Genomic DNA, 19,307 nt, shown 5'->3' with positions numbered 1-19,307 from the left:
TCCCGTCTTGTCGTTTTTAGTTTTATATCACTCTGAATGAAGCAATTAGTTCTGCGCTTTCCAGCTGAGGAATTCCTGGCGCACCGCGGCGAGCATGTCCGGGCTTGCAATCAAGTCTACCGCGGTCATTGCCAGCGCCTTGGCCGCATTGAGCATCGCTTCTAATCCGGCTTCGGAACCGGCAGCGGCGGCAAATTCTGGGGTGTGTGGCATGACATCGCCGATGCGCAGATAAGGATGGATAGCGGCGGTGATTTGGCTGACGTTGCCAATATCGGAGGAACCGATGCCGCCGCTGCGTGGCGGTGGCACAACTTCAACGCCGAGAATTTCGAGATTCTGCTTGAAGAACTCAGCCAGCGTCAGGTTGTTGTTGCGTTCGGCGTAAGTCAGACCTTCTTCAATCTCTAATCGCGCTCCGCTCATATCAGCCGCGCCCTGTGCCGCAGCAAAGACCTTATCGCGCACCACGCCCAAGCCTTTCACCGTATTGGCGCGCAGCAAGAATTTGGCTTCGGCGTAGGCAGGCACGATGTTGGTGGCGCTGCCGCCGTTGGTGATAATGCCGTGGACGCGCACGTCGTCGGTAAAAAATTGGCGCAGCGCGTTGATGCCGACAAAGGTATGGATTACGGCATCCAGCGCACTAATGCCATTTTGCGGGGCCGAAGCAGCATGCGCTGCCTTGCCGTAAAATTTCAACACTGCATCGACGCAGGCCAGACCGCCGCGGATCACCATAGTTTTATCACGCGGATGGAACATCATTACCGCGTCGTGATGGTCAAAAAACCCTTTGTTCGCCAGGATAATTTTGCCGCCGCCCTCTTCTTCTGCCGGAGTGCCAATCACTTCAATACGCCCGGTTAAATCCGCATAGCCGTTTTTCAGCGCCAGGGCAGCGGTGATTGAAGCCGTGCCAATCAGGTTATGACCGCAGGCATGGCCAAGATCCACCAGCGCGTCATACTCGGCGAGCAGCGCAATAGTTGGCCCTGGTTTTCCGCTGTCGAAGGTAGCGCGAAAAGCGGTCGGCATGTCACCGAGCTGTTCTTCAATCTCAAAACCCGCTTCACGCAGCGGAGCTATTAGTGCAGCTGCCGATCTGACCTCTTCAAAACTTAGCTCGGGATTGGCATGAATATTTAGTGCCAGTGCTTTCATTGCTGGTGCTAATTGGTCGACGCTATAAATAATTTTATTCTTTTGATCTATCTTGGTGCATTCAGACATGATTTTTCCCTGAGCTGGTGCAGATAAACCCTTAAACTGCGAGTTATCTCTCAATTAATTAGGTAGTTATTTGCTAGCACCTCCACAAATAGGAGATTTTCACGTCAACGTCCAATTAAGTGTTTTTATCTGCGCGGCGTTTCATGCAAAAATTCTTTTATGGTACTGACCGGCGGTGGCAAAAGATCATGAATGAAAAAGATTGGCTGATTATTCACAGCGTCTATCAACATAAAAATATCACTCGCGCGGCAGAGCAGCTTTACACTTCCCAGCCGGCCCTGAGTTATCGACTCAAGCAGATTGAGCGCAAGCTGGCGGTAAAGCTGTTTGATGAAAATCAGAAAGGGCTGGTGTTCAGTGCTCAGGGCGAATATTTGGCCCAGCACGCCCAAAAAGTTTTACGCGACTTACAGCAGCTGAAAGAAAATCTGCACAGTCTGGATCATGCTCAGCAGGGGGAGATTTCAATTGGGGTATCCAGTAATTACGCGGCTTATCGTCTGCCGCCGCTGTTAAATCGTTTTCGTCAGCTTCATCCGGGAATACGCATTAATCTGATGAGCGGGCTCAGCGAGGAAATTTTTACTTTATTGCAGCGCGGGGAAATTGACTTCGCCATCGTGAAAGATGATTACAGCTGGAAAGAAGGCAAAGAATTAATTGATGAAGACGATTACCTGCTGATTAGTCAGCACGATTTTGATTTTGCACTTTTACCGCATTTGCCGCAGATCCGCATTATTCACGGCCAGCACGTTACCCAATTATTGGAGCGCTGGTGGAACGCTCATTTCTCGCAGACGCCGAATATCGCCATGACTGTCGATAAACTCGAAGTGTGCCTGGGCATGGTGACTCACGGGCTGGGTTACGCGATCATTTCGAGCTATCTGCCGCTGCCGGAAAGCCTCTATCGCCGCCCCATTACTCTTGACGGGCAAAACATTAAAAATCGCACCCTGCTACTTTATCGACATAATCTGCAAACTTCGCCGGTGATGCAGTCTTTTATGCACATTCTCAAAGGGCATCAGCTTTAAACAATCACCAAGAAATCCGTTTTCTATCGTCTATGCTTAAGTCATCTTAATCATCGAGCAACGGATATGACTCTTGATCTTATTGGTGTCGGGATTGGCCCTTTTAACCTCAGTCTCGCGGCTCTGGCGAAGGAGACGGGCCTGATTCAAAGCACTTTTTTTGATACCCATCATGAATTTGGCTGGCATCCCGGCATGTTGTTACCCACCGCGACAATGCAGACTTACGTTTTGCAGGATCTGGTGACCACCGTTGCACCGCGCAGTGAATTTTCATTCATCAATTATCTGGTGGAGCGGAAGAAGATTTATCGTTTTTTAGCTACCGAGCAGCTAATTATCAGCCGCGATGAGTTTTCAGACTATTTGCGCTGGGCCTGTGAAAAGATGCCAAATCTGCACTTTTCGCAGCCGGTTGAACAGATTGACTTTGACGATCGCCAGCAGTTTTTTCGCGTACAGACCGCCAAAGGTGAATATCAGTCGCGACATATCTGCCTTGGCTCAGGTCACGCGCCGTGGACGCCGCTGTCTGCACGTTCTGCGGTAGGGAAAAACTGTTTCCACGCTGCTGAAATTGAGCTGCTGGAGCCGGATTTTACTGGCAAGCAGGTGATGATAGTCGGCGGTGGACAAAGCGGTGCTGATATTATGCTTAACACGCTGGACGGGCATTGGGGCCAACCGGCGCAGCTGAGCTGGTTATCGCGCCGCCCCAACTTCCAGCCGCTGGATGAATCAATTTTCACTAACGAATACTTCACCCCAGAATACGTTAACTATTTTTATACCCTGCCGGTTGAAGTGCGGGAGCGCGAAATTAAAACGCAGAAACTGCCGTCTGACGGCATTAGCTATCACACGCTGGAAAAAATTTATCACCATCTTTACCACAAGTTTGACGTGTTGCAGGAACCGAGAAACGTTTCTCTGTTGCCGCATCGCACGCTGAAAAATATTACCCGCATTGGCGAAAGTCGCTTTACCCTCGAGGCACTTCACGGATTAAGTCAGTGCGATGAGCATTTTGAGGCCGATATTGTGATTTTAGCTACCGGCTATCGCCCCGCTTTGCCGAAATATCTGGAACCACTGCTCGACCGCATTCCCTATGATAACGAGAAGCACCTGCCGCTGGAGGCGAATTTTAACCTGCGCTGGAATGGCCCGGACTGCAACCGAATTTACGCGGTTAATGCCGGAATTCACAGCCACGGCAGTGCCGAGGGGCAACTGACTCTAACCGCTTGGCGATCGGCAAAAATTGTCAATCACCTGCTCGGCAAGCCCTACTATGACATAACCCCTTGCCAGTCGCTGGTGCAGTGGTGGCCGGGGAAATGAATTAAATATTCAGCGAGCCGTCGATCAAGGTACGCGTTTCACCGCCAATCCACGGCTGGTCCTGACAGTCATAGTTAACGAACACCCGGCCATCGCGTTGTAACACCGTACCTTGGCGAACGCGATACTGACTGGAGGTTGACCCACCGTCCGGGAAATTTTGCTGTGACAGCACGCGGGCCAGACAAGCATTGGCGCAGCCCGTCACGGGATCTTCCACCAGCTGCGATTGTTCAACCAGCAATGCCCTGACTTCATAGTCCAGTTCAGCTTCCTGCGGGTGCGGGCCGTAAATTGCCAGTCCATTGACTCCGGCCTGCTCTTGCAGCTCTGCCAGCGCCGCACTGTTGGCTTTAACCTGCAAACATTCTTCAGCGCTGTTAATTCTCACCACTAGCCAACGGATACCCATATCAACGACAAAGGCCTCGCTGTCTGCCGCACGAGCCGCATGCTGTATCGCGTCGTCAAGCAACGGATAATGCTCGTTTTTTAAAACGTTGATGGTGGCATCCGGCGCGGCAAACGCCAGTCCTCCTTCGGGCAGCAATTTTACTTTCACCAGCCCCACGCCACATTGCTGAACCAGCTGGCCCGCCGTTTTTGGCAGCAAACCAGACTCAAGCAGTGCGTGTGCCGTACCCAGCGTAGGGTGCCCGGCAAAAGGCAATTCTCCGCCCGGCGTGAAAATTCGCACCCAGTAATCGGCGTTCGCCTCGGTGGCGGGTAAAACAAACGTCGTTTCAGACAAATTGGTCCAGCGGGCAAAAGCCGCCATTTGCTCATCGCTCATCCCTGTTGCATCAAGAACTACCGCCAGAGGGTTACCTTTCAATGGTTGAGCAGTAAAAACATCGACCTGCTTAAAACGGCGTTTAACTGACATAAACTTGCCTTTTAGAAAAAATGGAGAAAATGGAGAAAATGGGGAAATGAAATTACGTCAATAAAACTGAATTACGTAGACGAATGATGCTGCTGCCTGAGCAAATCAACATATGCTTGATCGACCAGTTCCTGGCGCTGGATTTCAAGGCATTCTAATAATTCTTCTGCAATAGCAATACCCTGCGCCTCTGTCTCATGTTCCTCCAGCACGACTTCAAACTCCAGAAAATCCCCCAGATCTTTGACGCGGTCCAGATGCAGGCGAGTTTGCCCCACCATAAATAGCGTGCGCTGCTTGATTACCCTTCCGGCGCTGCCATAGGCGAGTGTCAAAGTTTCGCGAAGACCGTCGGGATCCTGGGTTTCAGAAATAGAATAGAAACTGGTTTTCGGACCGGCCTTATCATCACGCTTATAAAAAATCAGCTCTCCGCGATCCGCCGCCAGCTTGCGCAACTTAAGTCGTCCATGGGGGCAAACAAAGAAGGTATCATCTTGATCAATAAGGTCAGGCGCGCCGTCTGCCAGAAGGGCTATTTTTGCATACAGGGCAGAAAAATCATCAATCCGTGCTTTGATTTCAACATTGCGAGCCATCACAAACTCCATAAACAGCAAAGGGATGTTTAGTCTATTACTGCAATATGATGCTATTAGTTTCAACAATTATTTGCAGTTGATAAAGCTCAGTAACCCTATAAACTCTTTGCCATTACGCACCAAGGCCGGAGGCCCGAGTCAATAATGATATGGATTATGATTGCTGCACTGGTTGTCGTTTTTGTCATTGGCTATTGGTTTATGACGGCGGACACCAGAAAGGCGAACGATTCGCTTGCCAGCCTGTTGAAAATCAAGCCGGTTTACATTGAGTCAATGCTGTTGGAAATGGGGAAACGCCAAAGTGCGATGTTTATCCGCTCGATTAGCGGAGGCTATGCGGAGGAGATCCGTAAGGCTGCCTATATCGTTTTTATTTATCAGACATTTATTAAAGATGCGTCAGACGAGAATATTTTAACCTGGCGCAATGTGCTGGTGCGCGCGCACTTGAATCCAGTTTTGACCAGCGAACACGCCGAGCTGGCGTTGTTTTATTTCTCCGAATTGGATATCGAACCTTTCGAGCTGGCCCAGTTTCGCCGCAGTTATAACGATACCTTTAACCAACTGCATCTGGTGTCGTAATTCCTTCGCGCTGACCAATCGCCTATGACTGGCTTCCCCCGAAAATGGGGGAAGGCACAGAAGACTATTATCTGAATACATTATCCAAATAGTTAGTCAGCAACTGGCGTGAACTGAAACCGTGGCAAATGCCATAATATGCAGCAGTTTCACTTTCCAAATCCAAAGGGAACTGGGTGTAAACCTGACTGCTACGAAAAGATGCCGTCGGCTCTGCGAAACGCTCACTGCGTTCTTTCATGGCAGGGTGAATCACCAACGCCGTGCGACCAAACCGCGCTTCACGATTAACATAGACGTAATGCTCGCCGCGACGATAGCCATAGGCTTTGTCATCAACGAAATCGCGCTCAAATCCAGATGTTTCCAACACTCTTGCCACTTCATCGGGCCGTAAATACATAGTTTTTCCTCGCTCTCAAAACCGCAAGGCGACCTTACCGCAATAACTCTGCCAAACAATGCATTTACGTCCAAATCTGGGGAATTTAGGATTTATCTAAGCTTTTCCCGGCAAGATCTCAATCTGCCGGGAATGCAGGGGTTATGGATTTTGTTGTTGCAGTTTTTCGTTGCGCAGCATTTTGATGGTGATCATCATTGCCAGCAGCACCATAAAAGAGGCGGCCAGATAAATCGACGGCGTACCGAAATGCGAAATGACCAGACCGGCGATCGGGCCTGTAAGGCCAAGGCCGAGATCCAGAAACGCCGAATAGGTGCCAAGCGCGGTACCCTGATTCTGCTGTGGAACCTGCTTAACCGCTTCGACCCCCAAAGCCGGGAAGATAAGCGAGAAGCCAGAACCGGTCAGGAACGCGCCAATTTCGACGCTGAGCGGGCTGTGCCCCTGCCAAATCATCAGCAAACCAACAATCTCAATCGCAAACGAAACAATAGACACTTTCAAGCCGCCAAAGCGCGCGATATTGCTGCCGAAAATCAGGCGCATACCTACAAAACCCAGGCTAAACAGGGTCAACGTAAAGGCGGCGCCAGCCCAGCCTTTGTCGGCGTAATAGAGGGTGATAAAGGTCGCAATCACGCCAAAACCGATGGTTCCGAAGCCCAACCCCAGCCCGTGCATCCATATTTTACCCACCACGGCGCGGAAGGCGATCCGTTTGCCGGTCACCACAGTAATCGCCTCTTTCGAGGTCGCCAAAGCGATAGCCAGCGCGGCAATAATCAGAATGGTCACAGCCACGCCCATTAAACCGAAATGCACGTTTAGCATAACTCCCAGAGGCGCACCCACCGCCATGGCACCGTAAGTAGCAACACCGTTCCAAGAAATGACGCGACCAGTGTGAATAGGATTGGTTGCGCCAATGCCCCACAGAATGGTTCCGGTGGCGGCAAAGCTTTCACCAACCCCGAGAAATACGCGGCCAACACAGAGTAATATCAGGCTAAGCAGCGATGAAGAGTCACTAAGGTCGGCCAAAACGTACATCAGCCCGCTTATGCCACAGCAGGCCAATCCAAAAATAACGACTTTTTTGGGGCCGATATTATCGGCAAATCGACCGGCGTGGGGACGGCTGGCAAGCGTGGCGAAATACTGCACGCTGATAATCAGGCCTGCGAGAACGGAGTTGTATCCGAGTTTGCCGTGGACAAATCCTGGCAAAACCGCCAAAGGTAAACCGATGCTTAAATAGCAAACGAAAGTAAAAATAACTATCGACAGTATGCGTTTATTCAACTGTAAATTAGTTTGAAACTTAGTGGGTGACATGGACTAGCCTGGATATAGATCACAGTTTTGAGGAGTTCACAGCATAAACAGGTTTTCCCGCGCTGCAAATTAAAAATACGCTATAAAAATGTCATCATTTGTCACACTGGCGCTGTTTTTGCAGACAAATCCGATCATCGCGCCAACAAACCGCGCCAGCTCTGAAGAAAATCACACTAACCAATCGCTAAAAGAAATGATTTTCCACTTCATATTGCGCAGATAATGCGCGATCACACGTGATATCGGTCACAGAGCGGGATATTGGGCTATGCTTTTAGAAGGACGTCACTGAGTGAAGAAAATATTAATTGCTCATTGAAAAAATGTCCCCAAATGTTCAAACAAGGAGAGCTTAATGTTTAATAAAAAGACAGATAAAATCGAACGTGATGCCGATGAGGACATTTCTTTGCTGGCCGATACTCTGGATGAAGTGCTGAAATCAGGCAATTTAAAATCCAAAGAAGAAATTGAAAAAATTCGCGGCAAGGCAGAAGGCATTTTACGCGACGCTCGCGCTCGGTTTACCGGCAACACCAATTTGACGCAGCACGCACGTGATGCGGCCAACCAGGCAACAGATTATGTGAAAGAAAACCCATGGCACGGTGTAGGTGTTGGTGCTGCCGTAGGTTTGGTCGTAGGTATTCTGCTGGGGCGTAAATAACCCACCAGGCACAGATTTCCTGGCGCATTAAATCCGCTAACTGGCCTTAAAAGTCAGCAGCAAGACAGTCAAAATTCCTGATAAACGCCCCAATGTGATTAACGCCACGTTGGGGCGTTTTTTTATTCAAAATATTTTTTCGTGCCAAGTTTTTTATTTTCCAAAGAATTTTGTCCAAAATTCAACCAACCTCGCCTTTACAAAAATTCTTTAAAAAATCGAAAAAAAGCTAAGCCAGATTCTACGCGGCCTCGCGGCCCATTACGCCCAAATGATAATCAGTCATTGGAAATACCTATATCTAGGTGACTTGAAAATTTATGACACTACATCTAGTATTCAACCCATCGACAGCGGATAACCCTGCGATACTCATCTTACGGCTGATCTCCTGCATAACACGCAGAACATGAGCCGTAAACAATTCAGTCATCTTACCCTAAAGGTAAATGCGAATCATGAGCATAATCATTTACAGCAAACCAGACTGCGTGCAATGCAACGCCACTTACCGCGCTATGGACAAACATGGCATCGATTATCAAGTTATCGATTTGACGCAGGACGCGCAAGCATTGGGCCAGGTTCGGGCGCTGGGTTATCAGCAAGTTCCTGTAATTGTCGCCGGTGACGATCACTGGTCAGGTTTCCGTCCAGACAAAATTACTGCACTGCGCCAGCTGCAAGAAACACACTGAGGCAGCAATGAACAGCCTGGTGTACTTTTCGAGCAAGTCGGAAAACACCCATCGCTTTGTCGGCAAACTCGGTTTGCCGGCCGTCAGAATACCGATAGCAGCACAAGGCGAAAAGCTTCGGATGGATTGCCCCTACATATTGCTGGTTCCCAGCTACGGCGGCGGAACAGCCACCGGGGCGGTCCCAAGACAGGTGATCCACTTCCTCAACGATGAACATAATCGTTCACTCATCCGCGGCGTCATCGCCGCCGGTAACACTAATTTCGGCGCAGCGTACTGCATTGCCGGTGAAATCGTCTCGCAGAAGTGTAAGGTCCCATACCTTTATCGCTTTGAATTGCTGGGCACACCGGAAGACGTTGCAAAGGTCAAACAGGGAGTAACTGAATTTTGGCAGCGACAGAACTAGCAATCACCGATCCGGGTGTCGGCACACCGGACTATCATGCACTTAACGCGATGTTAAATCTGTTCGATGCCGATGGAAAAATTCAGTTTGATAAAGACAAACTGGCCGCGCGACAGTACTTCTTGCAGCATGTGAACCAAAATACTGTTTTCTTCCATAACCTTGCGGAGAAGCTGCGTTATCTGGTGGAAGAAGGCTATTACGACGCCGCCGTGCTTGACCAATACGATTTTGAGTCGACCAAAAATTTGTTCAAACAGGCTTATGCCAAAAAATTCCGCTTCCAGACTTTCCTGGGCGCGTTCAAATATTACACCAGCTACACGTTGAAGACCTTTGACGGCAAGCGCTATCTCGAACGTTATGAAGACCGCGTCTGCCTGGTGGCAATGACGTTGGCGCAAGGTGATATCAAGCTCGCTGGCCATCTGGTAGACGAAATCATCAGTGGCCGCTTCCAGCCTGCGACTCCGACCTTCCTTAACTGTGGTAAAAAACAACGCGGCGAGCTGGTCTCGTGCTTCCTGTTGCGTATTGAAGACAACATGGAGTCGATTGGCCGTTCGGTGAACTCAGCCCTGCAGCTGTCCAAGCGCGGTGGGGGTGTCGCCTTTATGCTGACCAACATTCGCGAAGTCGGCGCGCCAATCAAACGTATCGAAAACCAGTCTTCGGGCGTGATCCCGATTATGAAAATGCTGGAAGATGCCTTTTCCTATGCGAATCAGCTAGGTGCTCGTCAGGGCGCGGGCGCGGTTTATCTAAACGCGCACCACCCGGATATCTTGCGTTTTCTGGATACCAAACGCGAAAACGCCGACGAGAAGATCCGCATCAAGACGCTGTCATTGGGCGTAGTTATTCCAGACATCACCTTTGAGCTGGCGAAAAATAACGAAGACATGTATCTGTTCTCGCCTTACCACGTCGAGAAAGTCTATGGCAAACCGATGTCGGAGATAAGCATCAGCGAGAAGTACCGCGAGATGGTCAACGACAAGCGCATCCATAAAACCAAAATCAACGCCCGTGAGTTCTTCCAGGTGTTGGCCGAGATTCAGTTTGAATCTGGCTATCCTTACATGATGTTCGAAGATACGGTCAATCGGGCTAACCCGATCAAGGGCCGTATCAACATGAGTAACCTGTGTTCGGAGATTTTGCAGGTCAACTCGGCGACGGTTTACGGCGAAGATTTGTCTTATCAGCAAGTGGGCAAGGATATTTCCTGCAACCTCGGTTCGCTGAATATTGCCGCCGCGATGGATTCACCGGATCTCGGCATGTCGGTCGAGATGGCAATCCGCGCGCTGACCGCCGTTTCTGACATGAGCAATATTCGTTCAGTACCGTCAGTCGAACAAGGCAACAATGACTCGCACGCTATCGGTCTGGGTCAGATGAACCTGCACGGCTATCTGGCACGCGAACATATCTATTACGGTTCTGAAGCGGGTCTGGATTTCACCAACATCTATTTCTATACCGTGGTTTACCATGCGGTACGCGCCTCAAACCTGCTGGCTATCGAACGCAGCAAGACATTTAAAGGTTTTGAAGATTCGACTTATGCCAGCGGCGCGTATTTCGATAAATATTTACAGGATATCTGGCATCCAAAAACCGAGCGCGTAAGTGAGCTGTTCGAGCAGGCTGGCATTCCAATCCCTGGCGTGGCGGAATGGACCGCGTTGAAAGAATCGGTGATGACGCACGGGCTGTACAATCAGAATCTACAGGCAGTGCCGCCAACCGGTTCTATCTCGTACATCAATAACTCGACCTCAAGCATTCACCCGATAGTTTCGCGCGTGGAAATCCGTAAAGAAGGTAAAATAGGCCGCGTTTATTATCCGGCAGCGTTTATGGATAACGACAATCTTGAGTATTACCAGGACGCCTACGAGATTGGCCCCGAGAAGATCATCGATACCTACGCCGAGGCCACGCAGCACGTAGATCAGGGCCTGTCACTGACGCTGTTTTTCCGTGATACCGCCACCACTCGCGATATCAACAAGGCGCAGATCTACGCCTGGCGTAAAGGCATCAAGACTATTTACTACATCCGCCTGCGTCAGATGGCGCTGGAAGGCACCGAAGTTCAGGGCTGTGTTTCGTGCACGCTGTAACTCAAGAGACAATTTAAGGAAATCGCATGAGCTCGGTTAAACAACTGCTGCCGGCACAGCCAATCAGCAAAGCCATTAACTGGAACAAAATTCAGGATGATAAAGATTTAGAGGTATGGAACCGTCTGACCTCTAACTTCTGGCTGCCGGAAAAGGTGCCGCTATCCAATGACATCCCTTCCTGGGCCACGCTGAGTGCCAAAGAGAAGCAGCTGACCATTCGCGTGTTTACCGGCCTGACGCTGCTGGACACGGTGCAGAACATTATCGGCGCACCGACGCTGATGAAAGACGCCGTGACGCCACATGAAGAAGCGGTATATTCGAATATCTGCTTTATGGAAGCCGTTCACGCCCGCTCTTACAGCTCAATCTTCTCGACGCTGTGCATGACAACGGACGTCGATGATGCTTACCGCTGGAGTGAGGAAAACGTTGCGTTGCAGAACAAGGCAGCAATCGTGCTTTCTTATTACAACGGCGAAGATCCGCTGATGAAGAAAGTCGCCAGCGTGTTTTTAGAATCGTTCCTGTTCTATTCTGGCTTCTATCTGCCAATGTATTGGTCAAGCCGCGCCAAGCTGACGAATACCGCTGACCTTATCCGCCTGATCATTCGCGACGAAGCGGTGCACGGTTACTACATCGGCTATAAATTCCAGCAGGCTTTGAAGCTGGAAAGCCCGGAGCGTCAGCGCCAGGTAAAAGAGCAGGCATTTGATCTGATTCAGGATTTGTACGACAACGAAATTCGTTATACCGAAGAGCTGTATGACGGCGTAGGCTGGAGCGAAGACGTTAAAAAGTTCCTGCATTACAATGCCAACAAGGCGCTGATGAATCTCGGTTATGAAGCGCTGTTCCCGGCCAGCATGGCAGAGGTCAACCCTGCTATCTTGTCGGCATTGTCGCCAAACGCCGACGAAAACCACGACTTTTTCTCTGGTTCTGGTTCTTCTTACGTGATCGGTAAAGCGGTTAATACTGAAGACGATGACTGGGATTTCTAACTATTCCTCGCCTTAAAAAAAACCGCCGCCCTATTAACACAGAGCGGCGGTTTTTTTATTGCCTAAAGTCAGGATCAGGAGAAGAATTTCGCCAGCACCAATAGCCCGACTGAAACGTTGATTGCCCCGCCAATGCGCGTCGCAATTTGCGCAAACGGCATCAAAGTCATGCGGTTACCCGAGGTCAGAATAGCAACATCACCGGTTCCACCCTGCCCGCTCTGGCAGCAGGAGACAATCGCCACGTCGATAGGATGCATGCCAATTTTCTTGCCGACAATAAAGCCAGTCCCTACCAGCGCGCAAACTGTCGAGACGATCACGACCAAATTCTGAATAGTAAAAGCGTCCATCAACTCCTGCCACGGCGTGATCGCCACACCGACGGCAAACAGGATTGGATAAGTCACAGCGGTACGGAAGAATTTATACACCGCCATTGAACCGTGCTGAATAGTCGGAGAGACTCCGTGCACCAGCTTGACCGCCACTGCGGCGAACAACATCCCAACCGGAGCAGGCAGGCCAATGAGTCGTTGCCCAAGCATGCCGACCATATAAAGCAGGATCGCCAGCAGCGCGCCACAGGCCAAAGCATTCACACCCGGCGTTCCTTCAAACTCATCGTTACCGTTGGCAATCGCGCCCTTTTTAGCCGGCATCAAAGAGCCTTCACCGGTCAAATGCGGGAAGCGTTTGCCTAACTGGTTAAGGATACCCGCCAGTACTATCGCCGTTAGCCCACCCAGCATCACGATCGGCAGGATCTTGCCCAATGCCACGCCCTGTTCCATGTGCAGGATAGCCGCGTAACCCATCGACAGTGGGATCGCGCCTTCACCAACGCCACCCGCCATGATCGGCAAGATCAGGAAGAAGAAAATCTGAAACGGCGGCAGACCCATCGCCATGCCTACGCCCATTCCCACCAGCATGCCGACAATTTCACCACACAGCATCGGAACGAAAATTCGCAGAAAACCCTGGATTAGCGCCTGTCGGTTCATGCTCATGATGCTGCCGACGATAATGCAGCAGATATAAAGGTAAAGGATGTTGGTTGACTTGTAGAACTTGGTCGTCGATTCGACAACAACGTCAGGCAGCAGGCCGTAATGCACCATGGCAGAAGGAATAAAAGTGGCGCAAATCGCCGCCGCGCCGAGTTTGCCGAGCAGCGGCAGTCGTTTACCAAACTCACCGCAGGCAAATCCGAAGAACGCCAACGTTGCCACCATCACCACGATGTCGCTGGGCAGTTTGCCGCCGAGGCAGTCCAGCAGAATCAATACTCCGGCCAAAATAAAGAACGGCAGCGGGATAATGCCGACTTTGTAGTTGTCCAAGACGCGCCACCATTTATCACGCATGGCGGTTTTAGCGGCGATTTGACGGGCAGCAGCGAGCTCCTTTGCCGCAGGATCTTTCTCTTTTACGACAATGTAGGAATCATCGGTTGTGCTCATAGCCTCGTCCTCTTTTTTTGTTGTAGGTCTTGATGGAGATAGAGGATATGAATCGAGGGGCCGCCGAGCTGTGACAGCATTCAAATTAAAACCGCAGTGTTAAAGGTTGTAATGGTTTTTATGGAGTTAATGTTAATAATCGTATAATTTTTAGCGTTTTTTAGTAAAAATAGGTAATAACCATGGAAAAAATCAGGTCAGATGAATGAAGAGAAAACTTAGCTTCCAGATAAAATTATTCCTCTGCCTGGTGGCCTTTTCCTGCGTGCTTCTAGCCGTATTGGGCGGCCTGGTTTATCACATTGTCGACAGGCAGTTGCACCATGATTTGGGCAATCGCGCCAAAGTTCAGGCCAGTGAAATCGCACTAATCCCCGACCTGCCGCCGCTGGTCGCGACCCGCGACACCGCCGCAATCGCCCGGCTAATCAACCCGCTCAGCCATCACAGCGATGCCAGCTATATCGTCATTGGCGACAGCCACGAAATTCACCTTTACCATTCGAGCCAGCCGCAAAGCGTTGATCATCCAATGATCGGTGGCGATAACGCCGAGGTTCTCGCCGGTAAAACCATTATTTCCGAGCGAAAGGGCGGGATTGGCGTTTCTCTACGCAGTAAGGCGCCGATACTAGACGCCAGCGGCAAAGTGATCGGTATTGTTTCCGTCGGCTACCTCACCTCTTATATTAATGACATCACGCTGGACCAGCTGGCGCAGGCACTGTTGTTTGGCGTCTTGCTGCTGCTGGCGCTATTCGGCTTTTCCTGGCTGTTCAGTAAAAATCTCAAGAAGCAGATGTTCTGGCTTGAGCCGCGCGAAATCGCACTGCTGGTGCGGCAGCAAAAAGCGCTGATGGAGGCGATTTATGAAGGGGTGATCGCCATTGACGATCGGCTGAAGATTTTAACCATCAACCGCGCCGCGCGCGAGTTGCTAGGGCTGACTCAGCCGGAGCAGCAGCTTATCGGCCAGCAGATTAATCACGTCATTGTAACTCAAGATGATTTTTTCAATTCTGATAACGTGCAGCACGAACATCACGATGAAATCGCGCAGTTCAATCAGCGACAGGTGATCGTCAACCGCGTGCCTATTGGACTGCCTGCTCCGGCATTGCACGGCTGGGTGTATAGCTTTCGCGATAAAAATGATATCAACACTCTCAGCAGCCAGCTCAGCCAGGTGACACGCTATGCCGACAATCTTCGTATAATGCGTCACGAACAGCTTAACTGGACTGCGACGCTGGCCGGAATGTTGCAAATGCAGCGTTACGACGAGGCGCTGGAATATATTCAGGCGCAGTCGGCGGGCGCACAGGCGGTGCTGGATTTTGTTTCCGGGCGTTTTCATTCCCCGGCGCTGTGCGGTTTGCTGCTTGGCAAATACGTCAGCGCACGCGAGAAAGGCATCGAGCTATGCTTTGATCCCGCCTGCCAGTTGACCTATCTACCTGAACGATTGGGCGAAAACGAGTTGATGTCGATTGTCGGTAATTTGCTGGATAACGCGGTGGAAGCAACGCTGAAACTTGATGCGCCGCACGCGCCGGTGGAACTGTATTTGACCCAGACCAGCGACCAGCTGATTATTGAGGTTGCCGACTGCGGCGCGGGGATCGACGCTGAAATACGCCCGCAGCTGTTTGAGCAAGGCGTCAGCAGCAAGCCTGTCCGCCATTCTGAGCACACTGGCAGCGAACATGGCATCGGCCTTTATGTGGTAGCGAGTTATGTCCGTCAGGCGCAGGGGATGATAGAAATATCCGATAACCGCCCTGCGGGCGCGGTGTTCTCTGTGTTTATTCCCTATCAGTCAGCGTCATCGTCCCAGAACACCGTGGAGTCTGTAAATGAATAATCCCATCGCGATGGACGTGCTGATCGTCGAAGATGAAAGTCATCTTGCGCAGTTACACCGCGAATTTATCGAGCAAAACTTTAACCTGCGCGTGGTGGGTATTGCCCCAACCTTGGCACAGGCGAAAAAACTGCTGGAGGCGTACCAACCTCGGCTGGTGTTGTTGGATAATTTTCTGCCTGACGGCCAGGGCATCGAGCTTATCAACTCTTCGTTGCTCAAGAGCATCGATTGCTCAGTGATTTTCATTACCGCCGCCAGCGATATGAGCACCTGCAGCCAGGCGATGCGCGCCGGGGCTTTTGACTACATTATCAAACCCGTTTCCTTCCAACGGTTACAAAGTTCTTTGACCCGGTTTTTACAACTTGCCCAAACGCTGCGCCACGTAAAAACCATCGACCAGCAGAGTCTCGACAAACTGTTTAATCTGCCTGGCAGTGAACAGCCCGAAGCTCCGCTAGCCAAGGGAATAGAGCCGAATACGCTGGAGCTGGTAAAGCAGGTTTTTATTAACCACCCCGAGCGTAACTGGTCCGTGGATCAGGTGGTGGAGCAGGTCGGGATCAGCAAAACTACCGGCCGCCGTTATCTGGAATATTGCGTCGAAAGCGCCTTCATTATGGTCGAGATGCAGTACGGCAATATTGGCCATCCACGCCGCTTGTATCGCAAAGCTAATCCATCAAAAAACGCCGCCGAATAGCGGCGTATTTTTCCGCTCGCGGCACCGTGCCAACTGGCTATTTTTCACCTACTCACAGCTCAATTCCCCGCTGTCACATCTTCATTGATAATGATTATTTTAGTGTTAAATTCCTAAAAATCACCATCGTCTTAAAATAGCTTCGTCATGAATGTTTACACTGAATGTATCACGAGCAATAAACCCACCAATAAGTTATTTAAAATCAATAATTTAAATGGTGAGAAATATTATTTAAAACCCGTTAAAATTATTATAATAAGTTCTTATTTTCATATAAATATGACAAATAATAATTATCTCAACCAGAGTGTAAATATCCCTTAAGCCACAAGGGCTCAGCGTGAAAATTTGCGATAATAATCGGACCCCTCCTAATTACAAGCCTTATGGCGTGAGACTTGTCTCAGATTCTGAGTGTGTTAGGGTATAGGCCGCTTGATATTCCGTCGACAGGAAAAATTTATAGTCCCCATTCAAATAACAGTATTTAAAATACGACCAAGGAAACGAAAAATTGCATGGCAATTAAAATCGAAGTTAAGAACTTATATAAAGTATTCGGTGAGCATCCAGAGCGAGCCTTTAAGCTGATTGATTCCGGCAAGGGTAAAGAAGAGATTTTCGAGAAAACGGGTCTGTCACTTGGTGTGAAGAACGCCAGTCTGGCCATTGAAGAAGGCGAGATTTTTGTCATCATGGGGCTTTCCGGTTCCGGAAAATCCACCATGGTACGCCTTCTCAATCGTCTGATAGAACCAACCCGTGGCGAAGTGCTGATTGATGGCGAAGACATTGCCAAAATCTCTGCCTCCAAGCTGCGCCAGGTGCGCAGAAGCAAAATCAGCATGGTTTTTCAGTCCTTCGCCCTGATGCCGCATCTTACTGTATTGAATAATACCGCGTTCGGAATGGAGCTGGCCGGTGTGCCCGCCAACGAGCGTAAAGAAAATGCGCTGGATGCACTGCGCCAGGTTGGCCTTGAAAACTATGCCAATTCTTATCCCGATGAGCTGTCCGGTGGTATGCGTCAGCGCGTCGGCCTTGCTCGCGCAATGGCTAATAACCCCGATATTCTGCTGATGGATGAAGCATTCTCCGCCCTCGATCCGCTAATCCGCACCGAAATGCAGGACGAATTGGTAAGACTGCAATCCCGGCATCAGCGCACTATCGTGTTTATTTCCCACGATTTGGACGAAGCCATGCGCATCGGCGATCGCATCGCCATTATGCAAGGCGGTGAAGTGGTGCAGGTCGGCACGCCGGAGGAGATCCTGAATAATCCGGCCAACGACTATGTGCGCACTTTCTTCCGCGGCGTGGATATCAGTCAGGTATTCAGCGCCAAAGATATTGCCCGTCGTCGTCCGGTGACGTTAATCCGCAAGACCCCTGGTTTTGGTCCTCGTGCCGCGCTGAAGCTGCTCGAAGACGAAGACCGCGAATATGGTTATGTCCTCGAGCGTGGTCAAAAGTTTATCGGCGTAGTGTCTGCCGATTCACTGAAACGCGCGTTGAAAGAAAATCAGCCGTTGGAAAGTGCCCTGCTTGAGTTACCGGCTCCGGTACCGGCAGATATGCCACTCAGCGAACTGATTTCTCAGGTAGCCGCCGCTCCGTGCGCGGTGCCGGTCGTCAGCGAAGAGAACAACTATATCGGAATTATCTCCAAGGCCATGCTGTTGCAGGCGTTGGATAAAGAAGGGGCGACAGAATGACTCAGCAGTTAATGAATGCAGCACACGATATTATTCAACATGCGCAGGCGGCACAAACCGATGCGGCGAGCGATCCCTGGGCCGCTGGCAGCAGCGATGTTGCCAACCAGGCTGCGGCTTCAGCCGACTCGGCAACCAACAATGCAACCACCGATCCGTGGACCGCAGCCAACAATAGTTACGCCACCAGCACGCCAGATGCCAGCCATCAGGCCGCAGCACAGACCGGTGATAGCTGGCTGCACATCGCGCCTGAGCAGCATCGGCATTTCGATATTCTCGATCCGTTTCACAATACCCTGATCCCGCTTGACCGCTGGGTTACTGAAGGGATCGATTGGCTGGTTACGCATTTCCGCCCGGTATTTCAGGGGATCCGCGTGCCCGTCGATTTTATATTAAGCGGCTTCCAACACGGCCTTGAGTCCCTGCCTGCTCCGCTGGCTATCATTATTTTCGCGTTAATCGCCTGGCAGATGGCTGGCTTCGGCATGGGTGTCACCACGCTGGTTTCGCTGGTAATTATCGGTGCAATCGGTGCCTGGTCGCAGGCCATGGTGACATTGGCACTGGTATTAACGTCGCTGTTCTTCTGCGTATTGATAGGTCTCCCCTTGGGAATATGGCTGGCGCGCAGCAAAGGCGCGGCGAAAATTATTCGCCCGCTGCTGGATGCGATGCAGACCACTCCTGCGTTTGTCTATCTGGTGCCTATCGTGATGCTGTTTGGCATCGGTAACGTACCGGGCGTCGTGGTCACCATCATCTTTGCCCTGCCCCCCATCGTGCGTCTGACTATTCTGGGTATCAACCAGGTACCGGAAGATTTGATTGAAGCGGCTGAGTCGTTTGGTTCAAGCCCGAGCCAGATGCTGTTTAAAGTTCAGCTGCCGCTGGCAATGCCGACCATCATGGCCGGTATTAACCAGACGCTGATGCTGGCGCTGTCGATGGTAGTTATTGCCTCGATGATCGCCGTAGGCGGTTTGGGCCAGATGGTGCTGCGCGGGATTGGTCGACTGGATATGGGCCTCGCCTCTATCGGCGGTGTCGGTATCGTTATTCTGGCGATCATTCTCGACCGCCTGACCCAGGCTTTAGGCCGCGACCGCCGTAGCAAAGGCGTACAGCACTGGTACGCGCACGGCCCTGTGGGTCTGTTAACCAAACCTTTCATTAAAAAAGCCTGAG

18 protein-coding genes are annotated in these 19,307 nt (G+C 50.7%); 12 read left to right on the top strand and 6 right to left on the bottom strand.

Translation table 11 applies throughout. The features are described 5' to 3' along the window. Positions 1-45 precede the first annotated feature (45 nt). Complete coding sequence (locus tag SPM24T3_RS11740) at positions 46-1,233, bottom strand: M20 family metallopeptidase (RefSeq protein ID WP_009636969.1); 1,188 nt, start codon at positions 1,231-1,233, stop codon at positions 46-48. 188 nt (positions 1,234-1,421) lie between these two features. Between SPM24T3_RS11740 and SPM24T3_RS11735 the strand changes: the two genes are divergently transcribed. Both SPM24T3_RS11735 and SPM24T3_RS11730 read left to right on the top strand, forming a co-directional pair. After that, the gene (locus SPM24T3_RS11735; RefSeq protein WP_009636967.1) at positions 1,422-2,276 is read left to right on the top strand and encodes a LysR family transcriptional regulator; all 855 of its coding nucleotides are present in this window, start codon (positions 1,422-1,424) and stop codon (positions 2,274-2,276) included. 66 nt (positions 2,277-2,342) lie between these two features. Next, entirely contained in the window at positions 2,343-3,620 is a 1,278-nt protein-coding gene (locus SPM24T3_RS11730) for a lysine N(6)-hydroxylase/L-ornithine N(5)-oxygenase family protein (protein ID WP_009636966.1), read from the top strand. A gap of 1 nt (position 3,621) precedes the next feature. On the opposite strand, the gene SPM24T3_RS11725 is transcribed toward SPM24T3_RS11730, so the two are convergent. Next, entirely contained in the window at positions 3,622-4,506 is an 885-nt protein-coding gene (locus SPM24T3_RS11725; protein WP_009636965.1) for a PhzF family phenazine biosynthesis protein, read from the bottom strand. Positions 4,507-4,577: 71 nt separating this feature from the next. Further along, on the bottom strand, positions 4,578-5,105 hold the full coding sequence (locus tag SPM24T3_RS11720) for a class IV adenylate cyclase (protein WP_009636964.1): 528 nt from the start codon (positions 5,103-5,105) through the stop codon (positions 4,578-4,580). A gap of 147 nt (positions 5,106-5,252) precedes the next feature. Between SPM24T3_RS11720 and SPM24T3_RS11715 the strand changes: the two genes are divergently transcribed. Further along, on the top strand, positions 5,253-5,696 hold the full coding sequence (locus SPM24T3_RS11715) for a DUF1198 domain-containing protein (RefSeq protein WP_009636963.1): 444 nt from the start codon (positions 5,253-5,255) through the stop codon (positions 5,694-5,696). A gap of 67 nt (positions 5,697-5,763) precedes the next feature. Here the strand turns inward: SPM24T3_RS11715 and SPM24T3_RS11710 are convergent, their stop codons facing one another. After that, positions 5,764-6,099: a DUF2002 family protein gene (locus SPM24T3_RS11710; RefSeq protein ID WP_009636962.1), complete on the bottom strand. Its 336-nt coding sequence runs from the start codon at positions 6,097-6,099 to the stop codon at positions 5,764-5,766. A 141-nt stretch (positions 6,100-6,240) separates the two neighbouring features. After that, entirely contained in the window at positions 6,241-7,437 is a 1,197-nt protein-coding gene (locus tag SPM24T3_RS11705) for an MFS transporter (protein WP_009636961.1), read from the bottom strand. Positions 7,438-7,795: 358 nt separating this feature from the next. Here SPM24T3_RS11705 and SPM24T3_RS11700 point away from each other — a divergent pair, with 358 nt between their 5' ends. From SPM24T3_RS11700 to nrdF, 5 genes are all read left to right on the top strand, one after another. Next, positions 7,796-8,107, top strand: coding sequence for a DUF883 family protein (locus SPM24T3_RS11700; RefSeq protein ID WP_009636960.1), 312 nt, complete (start codon positions 7,796-7,798; stop codon positions 8,105-8,107). A 458-nt stretch (positions 8,108-8,565) separates the two neighbouring features. Continuing rightward, positions 8,566-8,805 (top strand): glutaredoxin-like protein NrdH, encoded by a 240-nt coding sequence (nrdH, locus tag SPM24T3_RS11695; RefSeq protein ID WP_009636959.1) that lies wholly within the window; start codon positions 8,566-8,568, stop codon positions 8,803-8,805. Between the two features lie 7 nt (positions 8,806-8,812). Further along, complete coding sequence (gene nrdI, locus SPM24T3_RS11690) at positions 8,813-9,217, top strand: class Ib ribonucleoside-diphosphate reductase assembly flavoprotein NrdI (RefSeq protein ID WP_009636958.1); 405 nt, start codon at positions 8,813-8,815, stop codon at positions 9,215-9,217. Continuing rightward, complete coding sequence (gene nrdE / locus SPM24T3_RS11685) at positions 9,199-11,349, top strand: class 1b ribonucleoside-diphosphate reductase subunit alpha (protein ID WP_037378324.1); 2,151 nt, start codon at positions 9,199-9,201, stop codon at positions 11,347-11,349. The genes nrdI and nrdE overlap by 19 nt, the downstream gene beginning before the upstream one ends. 26 nt (positions 11,350-11,375) lie before the next feature. Beyond that, complete coding sequence (gene nrdF, locus SPM24T3_RS11680; protein ID WP_009636956.1) at positions 11,376-12,359, top strand: class 1b ribonucleoside-diphosphate reductase subunit beta; 984 nt, start codon at positions 11,376-11,378, stop codon at positions 12,357-12,359. A gap of 74 nt (positions 12,360-12,433) precedes the next feature. Here nrdF and SPM24T3_RS11675 read toward each other — a convergent pair whose 3' ends face one another. Further along, positions 12,434-13,825 carry a 2-hydroxycarboxylate transporter family protein gene (locus SPM24T3_RS11675; protein ID WP_009636955.1) on the bottom strand — a complete coding sequence of 464 codons (1,392 nt, stop codon included), beginning with the start codon at positions 13,823-13,825 and terminating at the stop codon, positions 12,434-12,436. 205 nt (positions 13,826-14,030) lie between these two features. On the opposite strand from SPM24T3_RS11675, the gene SPM24T3_RS11670 reads away from it, so the two are divergent. The 4 genes from SPM24T3_RS11670 (at position 14,031) to proW (ending at position 19,306) form a co-directional block, all read left to right on the top strand. Further along, on the top strand, positions 14,031-15,689 hold the full coding sequence (locus SPM24T3_RS11670; protein ID WP_009636954.1) for a sensor histidine kinase: 1,659 nt from the start codon (positions 14,031-14,033) through the stop codon (positions 15,687-15,689). After that, positions 15,682-16,395 (top strand): response regulator, encoded by a 714-nt coding sequence (locus SPM24T3_RS11665; protein WP_009636953.1) that lies wholly within the window; start codon positions 15,682-15,684, stop codon positions 16,393-16,395. Before SPM24T3_RS11670 ends, SPM24T3_RS11665 begins: the two co-directional genes overlap by 8 nt. A gap of 521 nt (positions 16,396-16,916) precedes the next feature. Next, positions 16,917-18,116 (top strand): glycine betaine/L-proline ABC transporter ATP-binding protein ProV, encoded by a 1,200-nt coding sequence (gene proV, locus SPM24T3_RS11660; RefSeq protein ID WP_009636952.1) that lies wholly within the window; start codon positions 16,917-16,919, stop codon positions 18,114-18,116. Continuing rightward, positions 18,113-19,306 (top strand): glycine betaine/L-proline ABC transporter permease ProW, encoded by a 1,194-nt coding sequence (proW, locus tag SPM24T3_RS11655; RefSeq protein WP_009636951.1) that lies wholly within the window; start codon positions 18,113-18,115, stop codon positions 19,304-19,306. The genes proV and proW overlap by 4 nt, the downstream gene beginning before the upstream one ends. Position 19,307: the final 1 nt, after the last annotated feature.

Source organism: Serratia sp. M24T3 (assembly GCF_000257645.1).
Taxonomy (GTDB): domain Bacteria; phylum Pseudomonadota; class Gammaproteobacteria; order Enterobacterales; family Enterobacteriaceae; genus Rouxiella.
Note: the sequence above shows the minus strand (reverse complement) of the source record. Positions and strands in the feature narration are given on the sequence as shown.